The 13,471-nt window shown below is 35.6% G+C and carries 9 protein-coding genes; 5 read left to right on the forward strand and 4 right to left on the reverse strand.

What is annotated here, in order from left to right; all coding sequences use genetic code 11:
- Positions 1–13 precede the first annotated feature (13 nt).
- Positions 14–742, forward strand: a complete 729-nt coding sequence (locus UABHE_RS09650; RefSeq protein ID WP_372370048.1) for a site-2 protease family protein — start codon at positions 14–16, stop codon at positions 740–742.
- A 64-nt stretch (positions 743–806) separates the two neighbouring features.
- Here UABHE_RS09650 and UABHE_RS09655 read toward each other — a convergent pair whose 3' ends face one another.
- From UABHE_RS09655 to UABHE_RS09670, 4 genes are read right to left on the reverse strand one after another with little or no spacing between them, the layout of a single operon-like run.
- On the reverse strand, positions 807–1,337 hold the full coding sequence (locus UABHE_RS09655) for a hypothetical protein (protein WP_372370049.1): 531 nt from the start codon (positions 1,335–1,337) through the stop codon (positions 807–809).
- A gap of 10 nt (positions 1,338–1,347) precedes the next feature.
- On the reverse strand, positions 1,348–4,251 hold the full coding sequence (locus UABHE_RS09660; protein WP_372370050.1) for a tetratricopeptide repeat protein: 2,904 nt from the start codon (positions 4,249–4,251) through the stop codon (positions 1,348–1,350).
- A gap of 4 nt (positions 4,252–4,255) precedes the next feature.
- On the reverse strand, positions 4,256–5,041 hold the full coding sequence (locus tag UABHE_RS09665) for a lysophospholipid acyltransferase family protein (RefSeq protein ID WP_372370051.1): 786 nt from the start codon (positions 5,039–5,041) through the stop codon (positions 4,256–4,258).
- Between the two features lie 8 nt (positions 5,042–5,049).
- A complete protein-coding gene (locus tag UABHE_RS09670; protein ID WP_372370052.1) occupies positions 5,050–5,877 on the reverse strand; it encodes a lysophospholipid acyltransferase family protein in 828 nt (275 codons plus the stop codon).
- A gap of 172 nt (positions 5,878–6,049) precedes the next feature.
- Between UABHE_RS09670 and UABHE_RS09675 the strand changes: the two genes are divergently transcribed.
- The 4 genes from UABHE_RS09675 to UABHE_RS09690 are packed head-to-tail and all read left to right on the forward strand — an operon-like array spanning position 6,050 to position 13,032.
- The gene (locus UABHE_RS09675) at positions 6,050–7,789 is read left to right on the forward strand and encodes an adenylate/guanylate cyclase domain-containing protein (RefSeq protein ID WP_372370053.1); all 1,740 of its coding nucleotides are present in this window, start codon (positions 6,050–6,052) and stop codon (positions 7,787–7,789) included.
- 13 nt (positions 7,790–7,802) lie between these two features.
- On the forward strand, positions 7,803–8,510 hold the full coding sequence (locus tag UABHE_RS09680) for a hypothetical protein (RefSeq protein ID WP_372370054.1): 708 nt from the start codon (positions 7,803–7,805) through the stop codon (positions 8,508–8,510).
- A gap of 41 nt (positions 8,511–8,551) precedes the next feature.
- Complete coding sequence (locus UABHE_RS09685; RefSeq protein WP_372370055.1) at positions 8,552–12,145, forward strand: COR domain-containing protein; 3,594 nt, start codon at positions 8,552–8,554, stop codon at positions 12,143–12,145.
- A gap of 44 nt (positions 12,146–12,189) precedes the next feature.
- On the forward strand, positions 12,190–13,032 hold the full coding sequence (locus UABHE_RS09690) for a leucine-rich repeat domain-containing protein (RefSeq protein ID WP_372370057.1): 843 nt from the start codon (positions 12,190–12,192) through the stop codon (positions 13,030–13,032).
- Positions 13,033–13,471 lie beyond the last annotated feature (439 nt).

Consider the following 13,471-nt stretch of genomic DNA (forward strand, 5'->3'; position numbering starts at 1 on the left):
AAGGAATAAGACTATGGACCCAAACTTTATTTCCTTTGGTATTACCTGTTACTTAGTTTTTGTAGTATCAACAACACTACACGAAGCAGCACACGCTTACGCAGCAATGAAGCTAGGCGATTTAACAGCCTACTATGGTGGGCAAGTTTCACTAAATCCGATGCCTCACATCGAACGTGAACCTATTGGAATGATCGCTGTTCCTGTTGTCTCTTATTTGTGGGGCGGAGCTCTTTTCGGATGGGCAAGTGCTCCCTACAGTGTAGATTGGGCTAATCGTTATCCTAAACGCGCAGCTCTTATGGCTTTAGCTGGACCTGTTGCCAACCTCTTTTTAGCGTTTATCTCTTATCTCATTATTATGTGTGGACTTAAGCTTGGTTGGTTTACAAATCCCCAAAGTGTCAGCGGTGGGCTTATAGGTATGACCCAATTTACAGTTCCTATCATAGAAGATGATGCAGTCATGTTAGGAATTGCAACAACTTTGAGCACGTTTCTTTACCTAAATGTTTTCTTATTTTTGTTCAACCTACTTCCTGTTTCACCTTTAGATGGAAGTGCTATTATTAAGGTTTTTATGTCTGATGATGTGGCTAGACGATATCAAAAAGTGATGTCGGACCCTATGAATTCTTTAATAGGCATTGTTGTTGCCTTCATGGTTTTTAGAACTTATATTGCTCCACATCTTTCGTGGCTAGTATTAAAAATATTGTATCCTGATATAGGTTACTCTTAATAAAAGTGTGTCGACTGTCTTATTACTACACCTTGAGATTGGATACTCGCCAACACACATTGAACTACCGAAAGATGCTTTTATACAATTCCAAAGACTTTTTTTGAATTTTTGGTAGCGATTTAATTTGTTCATTTAACTTGACGATTGGGTAGTAAATTTTTTCGACGGTGGTTTGCGATTTAGGAAAATGATATTTTGCTATTTCTAAGCTAGTGATATAGATAGTCATTAAAATAAGTAAAACAAAAGATGTTATCCATACAATGCGACGTTTTTTTGTTTTCGTTTTCTTCGGGGCGAGTTTTTTTTCTGAACGAATAGGTATATGCATTGGATCTATTTTGCGTTTCATCTTTGGTAAAACTCTTTGCTTTAGAGCTGTGGCCTGTTTTTTTATAGCTCTAGTTTCTCTTTGCTTTGGAGCTGTGGCCTGTTTTTCTACAGCTCCAATTTCGTTAGTTTCGCTTTCTTTTACTTCACTGTTTTCCTCTTCGCTTTTTTTTACAATTTTTTGTAATTCACCTATTGTTCCAATGTATGTATTTTCTTCGTATCCTTTAGGTTTTTCCAGTGCAAAGTTCTTTTTTTTCACAATAAACTCCTTACTTGCGGTATAAAAATTGTTTAATTCTAGCTGCATCCTTGAACATCGGGTTTATTTGTAAAACGTTTAAAAAATCAACACGCGCTTTACCATACTCTTTTCTTTGTATGTGAACCCTTCCTCTTTCATAGTAAGCTTCTGAAGCGTTAGGAGCGAGCGCTATTGTTTGCGAAAAGTCCTCTATCGCTGAAACAAACTCTTTAGTAAGAGTATAAACTTGTCCACGTTTATAATATAAATATGAATTTTCGGGTCTTAAAAAAATTGCTTGGGTGTAGTCGTCGATAGCTCCTAAAAAATCTTTCTTGTCCTTTTTAATAGCAGCGCGTAAATCATAGTAGTTAGGATTACGAGGTTCTAAACGAATCAAGTGTCCCATATCGTTAATAGCCACATCGTATTTACCTCTTTGTCGATGAGCTAATGCGCGATTGCGATAAGCATCTAATGCAAAAGGGTCTAATTCAATAGCTTTTGTGAAAGCAGTGATTGCTTCTCTCGGACGTTTCATTTGCATAAAACATGCTCCAAGATTATTATGAGGCATAGCTTCACTTGGTTCAAGTTCTGAAGATCTTTTAAAATCACGTACTGCTTCTTCCATTCGACCAATCATCATTAATGCTGTTCCGCGATTTAAATAGCCTTTAGAGTCGTCAATATCGCGACTAATCAACCTCGTTAATTCTCGAATTCCGTCTTGTGCTCTACCATGCGTAATAAAAAACAGAGCACGATTATTATACGCTTTTTCATTTTCAGGATCTGTTCTAATTGCCGCTTCATAATCGTTGAAAGCCATTTGCGATTTTTTCAATATAGCATAAGCAACTCCACGATGATTATATGCCCTCGAATTTTGTGGATCAACGTGAATTGCTTCTGTAAAATCACTTAAGGCTTCGCGTATATTGCCTTTGAAAAAATTCATTGATCCTCTTCTGTCCCACTGTGCAGAAGAAAGAACCATATCAGTTTTGCGTTCCTGCATAGGAATCCAACTGAAAGGAAGGCTTGTTCGTTTGTAAAAAAAAGAATCATATTCCATGTCGTGTAAAACTTCGTAAACCGGTTCATTCGCCCTAACATCTTTTAAACGTCCTAGTGCCCATATAAGAGCTTCTGCTTCTTCCATATTTTGTCGTACATTTATATTGGCTAATTTTTCAATAAAAATCACAACCAATTCTTTATTTGTAAACATAATGTTTGGGTCGCGAAGTTTTCCTAAAGTTTCAATTGCCATAACTCTTTGCAAAAGATTTTTTGAATTTAGGTAGGTAAATAGTTCTTCGCAAACATAAGCGCTCTTCATTCGTAAAATACGACTAGCATAATCTTCCCAAAGATCTTCAGATATATTTTCTAGCGATGTCATTATTTGCATAAGCTTTTCACGTTGCTTTTCAAAACGATCGTTGTAGGCATTTTTTAATAGATCGAGTAGAAGGAGACCATTTTCTTTGTCAAGGCTTCGACATCTTTCAAAAGACAACTCTGCTAAAAGAAAATTACTTTGACCAAGAGCTAACATACCTAAACGTTTCTCAAGTAAGTATAGGTTTTGCTTTACTTGTTGGTGCCCAGGATCTAACAGTAATAGTTTTTCCAAAGTAAGTAGATTTTCGCGGTATTTTGAAAATAGATTATTATTAGAATTGTTTAATCTAACTTTGTTGACAAATGGTTGCATTTTATTTAGCTCATCTGTTATTTTTATTTGCAACTCTCTATTTTTCTTATAAGTATATAATTTTTCGCGATCTTGTTCTCTTAATTCAAAAACACTCCATACAATAGCAAAAACAAATATTACGATACATAAAATACTAACTGAGACACTTGCTGCTTTACTATTTTGAGTCTTTTTTACAACTCGATCTAGCCATGTTTTTGGTGTCGCAACAACATTTTTACCTTCTATGAATTGTAAGAGGTCATCAGCAAACGAAGCAGCACTCTGGTAGCGATCTTCTGATTTTTTTTCAAGACACTTTAAACATATCGTTTCTAAGTTTTTAGGAATTAATTTTTTTAGGCTACGCGGCGGTTGAGGTTCGCGAGAAATTACTTGCGATAATAGTTCCGAAAAAGAATTTGCTGTAAAAGGTGGGCGCCCTGTTAGCAATTCGTACAAAATCGCTCCCAAAGAATATACATCGCTACGCGCATCTATTTCGCGATTTTTTCCCCGCGCTTGCTCAGGAGCCATGTAGTATGCTGTTCCCATAACTTGTCCACTTTTCGAAAGCTTTTGATTTTCAGAAAGTACTTTCGCCAAACCAAAGTCCATTACTTTCGGTTCTTCCCCTTCCATCATAATGTTAGCAGGTTTTAAATCGCGATGGATTATTCCTTTACCATGAGCATAATGAGTCGCTTCGGCCACTTTCATCATAATTGTTGCAATTTTATTCCAGCTTAACTTATTGCTTTTGTTCAAACTTTCTAAAGTTGGGCCACTTATATACTCCATCGTGAAATAGTGTTGATTGTTTTCGCAGCCAATATCGAAAACACTTATGATATTTGGATGCGCCATCAATGCCGTAGCTTTAGCTTCTTTTATAAAACGCTTTACACCTATTTCTCCGAAGTCACTTTTTAAAATCTTGATAGCAATTGTTCTATTTAGAGTGGGGTCATATACTTGGTATACTTTTCCCATTCCCCCTTTACCAAGCTCTTTCAAAATGTTGTATCTAGAAAAACGTAGTTCAATGATGTTTTCAACTTCTTTTTTTGTTAAAACGTTTTCGTGAACTAAAATTTGCGCAAGACCAACACTTTTGCCTAATTGCCGCATATTGTTTTGTATTTTTAAACAACGCGCAAGTTCATTACCCTCTACATAGCTAAAAGTTAAAGCTCTTTTCGCTAATTCTGTATCATCTATACTCACAAGTTTACTCCTTTGGTTTCCAATCTTCGGGAAAACCTGCTAATAAGTCACTGGTCACTTCTTTTTCATAGTGCTGATAACCAAGATAAGTAACATCGAGTAAGCCATTTTCAACTTTTTTGTGGAATTCATTGAATTCTTGTTCATTCATTTCTGGAGGTGCATAATAAGGTCCTTGAACAAATATTTCGATGTTGTTAAATGGCAGTGGAATCATTGTTCTATCCCATGTTGGTAAAAGAAATTTACGCTTACACCATATCCTTACACAAAAAATAGGAGCTTGCAGTTTCATTGCGGCAACAATCATACCTGTTTTCATTCGATAAATAGGTCCAGAAGAGCCATCGACGGTAATGCCTATAGCAAATTTATCTTGTTTTGCTAAGTGATCTACTAATTCGTCTAACACTTTCTTACGACGTTTTTTGCCTTTGCTAGATCCACCGCGAAAAACCTTAAAGTTATTGGTAGTTAACATTCGCGCAATAATATCACCCGCGTGGCCGCGGCTTGCTAATGTGTAACCATTGAACCTACGATATGCATGCGCAACCAGAAAGACGTCTTGATGCCACAATAGGCCAATATAAGTCACTGGCTTATTTTGTTTATGAAAAAATTCTTCGATATCTTCTGTTCCGTCTTTTGTTTTACTAGTTATCCATACAAACCAACAGTAGGAATTATAGATAAAAGGTATTGTATATTTGCCAATAAAAATGCCAAATCTACGTAAGTAGCGTCCTATTTTTTTAGTAATTCTTTTGGAAAAACGTTTTTTTGTCATATTGAAGTTCAATCAAGTGGAGGTATTTTCGTATTTGGCTTCCAACCAGGAGGAAAACCTTTTAATAATTTATCATCTACTTCTTTTTCATAATATTTAAAACTGTCATGTGCTGTTTGTAGAAGTTCGTTTTCTAAAAAATGATGAAATTCATCAAATTTCTGTGAATCTTCCAACTCGGGAGAAGCGTAGTATGGACCTTTGGTAAAAACACGTATATCGTTAAATGGTAGTGGAATCATTGTGCGATCCCAAGTAGGCAAAAGAAATTTTCGTTTGCACCATATTCTCACACAAAACATAGGAGCTCCTAGTCTTTTTCCCATAACAATAGCTCCTGTTTTCATGCGATAAATAGGTCCTGAAGAACCATCAACAGTAATTCCAACTGAAAATTTATCTTTAGGTTCTAAGTAATCGATGAACTCTTCAAGTATTTTCTTACGTCGCTTTTTTCCTTTGCTAGATCCACCGCGAAATACTGTAAAGTTACATTTTTTTAACATACGAGTAACAATTTCTCCCGCGTCACCGCGACTTGCGATTGTGTGACCACCAAACCTTCGAAAAGCGTAACTAACTAAAAACACATCTTGGTGCCACAATACAGCGATAAAAGTACCAGGCTTGTTTTGGCTATGGCAATATTCTTCTATATCCTCAGTACCATCCTGCACTTTACTAGTTAACCACACAAAGCGACAATATGTCATATAAATAAAAGGAAGTGTGTATTTACCTATAAAAAGTAGAAATTTGCGTAATTTCCGTTTAATTTTTTTGGTTGTACGTTTCCATAAAGATCGTTTTTTCGACATTTTTTTATAATCTTCCATAAATAATTGCGAAATAAATTGCGATTATGCTATAAACTTCTATAGAAGAAGATCTACAAATTGTAAATATTGTGTAAATAGTTGACAAAAGTAATTGCCAATTACTTATTTTACCAAATCTAAGCTGTTAACGTCTATAATTGTTCAAAATTCCTAAGTAACGGAGATTGTGATGAGAATCATGCTCGTTCTTTTTTTACTAAGCCATCTTTATTCTCAAACATCTTTTTTTATAAAAGACTGTTCTTATCAATGGCAAGAGACTAATGATTTTACACAAATCTCTACGGATAAGTGGACAAAAGCGAACTCCATTCCATTGTTCTCAGACAAACATCAAAGGTATTTATGGCTTAGACTACAAATACCACCCCGTACCGTAGAAAAGCCCCTACTCTGTATAAATGCTATCTACCACCAATTTTCGGTAATATACCAAAATAAAATCATCTACCAACACGGAGATTTTTATACAACCTCTCAATTCTATTCTTATGGAGATTTCCACAAGACTTCGTTCACAATGGCAGATGACCACAATTTGTATATTTGTATGTCATCTTCACTGCAAGAAATTGGTATACAAGGCAAGATCTTTATCACAGATTCAGACACATACTACACACAAACAATCAAAGAAGACGTTGGACGCCTCATTCTTGGAAGTATATATGTGTTTCTCGGTATTTTTTCTTTACTAATATTTTTTCAACGAAGAACGCAAGTGATTCTCGTCCCTCTTGGAAGCTTTTTTATCGTTTTGGGAGGCTACACTATTTGTTGGCTGCAAATCAAAAGCTTCTACGCAATTTCCGACTTAACATGGCTACATTTTGAATACGTTTGCCTGTATAGTTTGCCTATCTTCTTCTGTAGCTTTTTCGTACAAATTTTTGGAAGAGGTCCGAAAAATTTTATTGCCAAATCGATAAAACTACACAGTATATACCTATTCTGTAGCCTAACAATTGCCATTTTCAACCCATTTTGGTGGCCGCGATCTCTTATGGGATTTCACATATTGTTTTTGATTACATCGGGTTTAGTACTATTTGTATCAATACGCGCTGCCATGCAAGGAAATCACAACGCCAAAATTTTTATCACAGGTTTAGTTATTCTCATTTCTTTTGGCACTTATGATGTTCTAGGTAAATTAAAAATCATTCCGTGGACAAAACCATTTGTTCATTGGGGTATGTTCATGTTTATGATAAGCATTGCAGTGATTCTGGAACGTCGTTTTTTCCACACGCATACACAATTAGAAGAAATTAATAAAGCATGCAGTCGTTTTGTGCCATGGAAATTTATGGAACTGCTTGGATATCAAAATATAACAGAAGTCGCACTAGGCGACCAAATCGAAATGAAAACAACCGTACTATTTTCTGATATACGCTGTTTTACATCGCGATGTGAAAACATGACTCCGCAAGAAAATTTTAACTTCATTAATTCATACCTTCAGAAAATAGTACCAGTCATTCGCAAGTACAACGGATTTGTCGATAAATATATCGGCGACGCCATTATGGCAATATTTCCCGGCGAACCAATATACGCCTTACAAGCAGCTAAGGAAATGATCGAAACTATCCATAAATACAACGATGAAACAAAACCTACCTACCCTCTAGAAATAGGGATAGGAATTCACACCGGAACTCTAATGCTAGGAATAATAGGCGAATCAGAGCGCATGGACTGCACAGTAATAGCAGACGCTGTTAACACCGCATCGCGCTTAGAAGGACTCACCAAAAAATACAAAACCAGTATCATCACCTCCGACGAAACTCTAGAATCAATACAAGACCAAATAGACCACCGCTTTTTAGATAATGTCACTGTCAAAGGCAAAAAACGTCCGATTGCTATTTATGAAGTGATAAGTACTACCAAAAAATAAGACGGAGAACCTTATGTTAAAAAATAAACCTATAATCAAAAGTATCCTAACAATAGCGCTCATAACACTACTAATAGGTTGCGATCAACCGCGCGTCGACGCTCAACAAAACTTACTTGCCTCTCTTGAAAATCTAAAAAACTCGTTAGAACCCCAAAAACAAAAAACATTCGCACAGGCGATATCTCCCATTTACCGCTACCAAGAAGAATTTGGCAACGTAAGACTATTTGAAGCATCTCTCCACGGCCAAACCGCAGACGAAATCATCGCTCTAGCTCCGATTATCGAGCAAAATCTACAAAGATCATTAAAAACAAAACAAAGAATGAAGGAAAATCCTATAGTAGCGCGTCCTAAAATCAAACGCATGACAGCGCCAAAAAAAGCCTCGAAATTATTTGGAACCACACAAGCGATATTTTCCTTTGACGAAAAACCCAAAATCCAATTTTTGTTCCAAAACTACTCACAACAAACGGTAAGCAAAATCTATTTTGAAAGCTCTATCAAAGAACAAGGCCACCGTCGCAATTGGACGCGCACATTATTTGAATACCAAATAGCAGAAGGAGTCGCACCAAGAAAACAAAAACAAATCGAATTTTTTCCCGAAAAAGAAAGTGGTGGTTGGTGGAGAGCGCCAAGGGATGCTACTTTAATTCTAACAGTAAAAATTTACCGCGCAGATGATGCAACGGGGAAGGGAATCGACAAGTGAATTTGTAAAGATTGGTTACAGTTTATTGCGGAAAGAGAAATATGATGGTGAATGAACAAAATGACAAAGCGCAAAAAGTATTTATTTCCTTTCCTCAAGGGAAAACAATTACCATTAATACAAGAATAGTAAGAGCTAATAGTTTTTTTGAACTAAAAAGCAATGATATGATTACTGTAGAAGGGATGCGTTATATTTACTCTAGTGGTAATCACCTGCATTTTGAGATAGACAATAATCTTTTTTTTGTAAATAATTATTTATTTGGTTGTAAATTAACGAATGAGTCAATCAAACAGGTAAAGAAAAACAAGATTCAGCACATTCTACTAGATGGAAATCTAGACCAAAAATTAGTTACGAAACTCAGCCAAATACCTTTTATAAAAACAGTCTCGGTTAGAAATGTGAAGAAACAAGGATTTCTTGTCGAAATAGTAAAACTTAAAAGCATTCTAGGGCTATTTATCGAAGATAGTTTAGTAACCGATGAAGACCTTCATTTATTAAACGAGTTTACTAGCCTTTACTTACTGAGTCTTAAAAGTACAGGAATAACAGATGATGGACTTATTCATTTAAAAAGACTCACTAATCTTTATTGGCTAGATCTTTCCTATACAAAAATAAATGGAGCAGGCTTCACTTATTTAAAAGAGTTAATCTCTCTTTGTGTATTAAATTGCGAAAGAACAAGATTCACAGGTTCAGAACTTGTTCATTTAGAAAAACTGACTAATCTCTCTATTCTAGATTTATCAGAAACAGAAACAACAGATGCAGGACTTGTCCACTTAGAAAAGCTTACTAATCTCTCCGAGCTCGCTCTACAAAACGCAAAAATAACAGATGCAGGGCTTGTTCACTTAGAAAAGCTTACGAACCTCTCTCTGCTATACATATGGGGTACAAAAATAACAGACATAGGACTCGTCCACTTAGAAAAACTTACCAATCTCTCTTATCTAGATTTATCAAAGACAAAAACAACAGATGCAGGACTTGTCCACTTAGAAAAGCTTACTAATCTCTCCGAACTCGTTCTACAAAACACAAAAATAACAGACGCAGGACTTGTCCACTTAGAAAAACTCACTAATCTCTCCAAACTAGCTATAGCAAAGACAAAAATAACAGATGCAGGCCTTGCTCACTTAGAAAAACTCACTAATCTCTCCAAACTATACATATGGGGTACAAAAATAACAGATGCAGGACTTGTCCACTTAGAAAAACTCACTAATCTTTCTACTTTAGATTTATCAGAGACAGAAACAACAGATGCAGGATTTGTCCACTTAGAAAAACTCACTAATCTCTCCAAACTAGCTATAATAAAGACAAAAATAACAGATGCTGGACTTCTCCACTTAGAAAAACTCACTAATCTCTCTATACTAAACATAGCACAGACAAAAATAACAGATGCACGTCTTGCCCACTTAGAAAAACTCACTAATCTCTCCCAGTTATACATTTCCAGTACAAAAATAACAGATGCAGGACTTGTCCACTTAGAAAAACTCACTAATCTCTCTATACTAAACATAGCACAGACAAAAATAACAGATGCTGGACTTCTACACTTAGAAAAACTCACTAATCTCTCCCAGTTATACATTTTCATTACAAAAATAACAGATGCAGGACTTGTTCATTTAGAAAAGCTTACAAATTTGACAATTCTAGATCTCAGGTATAATAAAATAAAACACCTACCTAAAAACATCGTAAAACTTCCCAAACTTAAGGAACTCAAAGTTTCAGGCAATCCATTAGAAACTCCTCCTTTAGAAGTAGCCAATAAAGGTCTCGATGAAATACGAAGCTATTTTGAGCAACTAGAAAGAGAAGGAACAGACTACTTATACGAAGCAAAACTCATTCTAATTGGTGAGCCAGGTGTAGGCAAGACGAGTCTCGCCAAAAAGATAGAAAATCCGAATTTTGAATTGCAACCACAAGAAGATTACACTAGAGGAATAGATATTATCAAGTGGAGCTTTCGGATGAAAAACAACACTTTCTTTAATGTCAATATCTGGGATTTTGGTGGTCATCAGATATACCACGCAACGCATCAGTTCTTTTTGACCAAGAGATCACTGTACACTTTGGTTGATGACACCAGAGAAGAAAAAACCGACTTTTTTTATTGGTTACATGTCACTGAATTACTTAGTGACTGCAGTCCTTTGCTTATTATTCAAAACGAAAAGCAAAATCGCAGCAGCGATTTGTGTGGCTATACCGATGAAATTACTAATTGGCGTGGAGAATTTTCTAACCTAAAAGAAATCTTGCAAACCAACCTACAAAATAACAGAGGTCTCGACAATATTCTCAAAAAGATCAAACATTACATAACAGAATTACCACATGTTGGGACTAAATTGCCAAAAACTTGGACAAGAATACGGCAAATACTGATTAATGACGATCGCAATTACATTGATTTGAATGAGTACATTTCTATCTGCGAATCTAATGGATTTAAAGAAAGAAATGAGCAGTTGGAGCTAAGTGGCTACCTTCATGACTTGGGGAACTTTCTACATTTCCAGGACAATCCGGTATTAAAAAATATTATTATCTTAAAGCCAACATGGGGAACTGACGCGGTATACAAAGTATTTGACGATGAACATGTTATTAAAAATTTTGGGCGATTTAACAACGGTGACCTGAGAAAAATTTGGGGCACGCCTCAGTACAATAATATGCACGACGAACTTCTTGAGCTGATGATAAAGTTTAAATTGTGTTACAAAATACCAAATAGTGGTAAGTATATTGCTCCACAACTACTGAAAGCTAAAGAAATACCGCACACCTGGAACACCAAAAACAACTTGCATATTCAGTATGAATACGAATTTATGCCAAAAGGCATTATTAGTCAATTTATCGTTATGATGCACACCTACATTCACGAACAACAATATATGTGGAAGCATGGGGTAATTTTATTTAAAAACGATACTAAAGCCAAAATTGTAGAGCACTATTATCAACGTAAAATTACCGTTCACATCGCAGGGGAAAACCAAAAAGATTTGCTCACCATCATTATGTTTAAACTCGAAGAAATTCACCGTGCTTACCAAAGACTCAAATACGAAATCAAGGTTCCGTGTAACTGCCACTTATGCAAAGAATCGCCAACACCACATTTATTTCCACTAGAAGTTTTGCGAAAATGTGCCGCTAGTGGTAAGAACATTTCGTGTTATAAAAGCTTTGAAATGGTCGCCCCTCATATTTTAACCCAAGAAATTCAAGTACACTCAAATAAGGCAAAGCATAGTCATTCAGGTTTTAAAAACGATGATGAATATCGCCTTAGGCAAGAACAGTTTGATTCACAGGAGCCCACAAAGCCTAAGTTTGGCCCGCAGAAAGTCGCAAAGTTAGCGCAAGACTGTGTTGAAAATTACCTAACAAAAGACAAAGCCAATTTAGCGTTGATGATGACAGGTACTAATAGCGAAAATATAGATTCATCAGAAGACTTGCAGGTATATTTTACAAATATAATCAAGCACGTATACAGCACTGGAGTTTTAAAGAATTGGCTAATAGCTCTTTCAGCGGCAAAGTTTCAATTCGTCGAAGACTGGCTAACTGAGTTGTAAGTCATTTTCAAAAATAACTCATACTGTTCGAGGAGGACTAAGTCATGGCTCAAAAAGTAGTAAAAAGCAAAGTCCTAACAACAATGGAATCAAACACCAACTACTTCGGTTGTACTTTTTACTTAAAAAATTATGTTGAACTGGAAAACAGTTGCTTCGACAACTGTAGCTTTAGGTCAAAAGTAGACCTATATGCAAAGCATTTGAAATTTCACAATTGTAGTTTTTCTGACGTTTTTACTTTGATTGTTGATGAATGGAATTCAGACGCGATCATCGAAGATATACAACAATATCGTAGCGCCACAGCTATCTATTCAGGATACCTAGATTATTTGCCTAAAGAGTTAACAGAATTGAAAAATCTCACTACAATTTCTTTACGGAAAAGCTTTATACAAACATTACCAAGAGAGATAGGGCAGTTACAGAAGCTGAGATATTTGAATTTACTTTGCAATCCTTTGAAGAATTTACCAAGGGAGATAGGACAATTACAAAATCTTAGATATTTAAATTTGTATGGATATTCCTTAAGAAAGTTACCAAAAGAAATATGGCAACTTCGAAATCTTAGGTGTTTAAATCTAAGTGGAAATAATGAACTACGACGGCTCCCTCAGGGAATAGAGCAACTCGAGAATATTACTGATTTATATTTGCCTCGTAATCTAAGAAAGATACCAAAAGAAATAAGCAAGCTACCTAAAATAAAGTATTTACACATTTGTGGGTATCCCGTAACAAAAATACCAGAGGAAATACGCAACATGAAAGGCTTATTTATAGAGAAAAAATGTCCAGCGGTTATAGATATTAAAACTCATGGTTCTTCTTATAAAAAAGAACGCATTTCGAATTTTAAGAAGAAATTTTCTCCCAAGTAAGAAAAACGGCAATAGATCTCGATCCTGAACAGGATCGTTCTCGTTCCGAATGTTGTTGAATTAAGGATTAAGGCATTGCTATTTAGATTTATAATGTGTATTTCTTGTAGCTAAAGATTTGCTTTCCTTGTCATGCCTGACTTGATCAAGTATCCAGTAATAATTAATTATCTCTATGTTGTGGATTCCTGGTCGTAGCCAGGAATGACAAAAAAACGGGATCGTTCCTGTTCCGAATGTTGTTGAATTAAGGACTAAGGCATTGCTATTTAGATTTATAATGTGTATTTCTTGTAGCTAAAGATTTGCTTTCCTTGTCATGCCTGACTTGATCAAGTATCCAGTAATAATTAATTATCTCTATGTTGTGGATTCCTGGTCGTAGCCAGGAATGACAAAAAAACGGGATCGTTCCCGTTCCGAATGTTGTTGAATTAAG

The organism is Candidatus Uabimicrobium helgolandensis (genome assembly GCF_041508025.1).
GTDB lineage: Bacteria > Planctomycetota > Uabimicrobiia > Uabimicrobiales > Uabimicrobiaceae > Uabimicrobium > Uabimicrobium helgolandensis.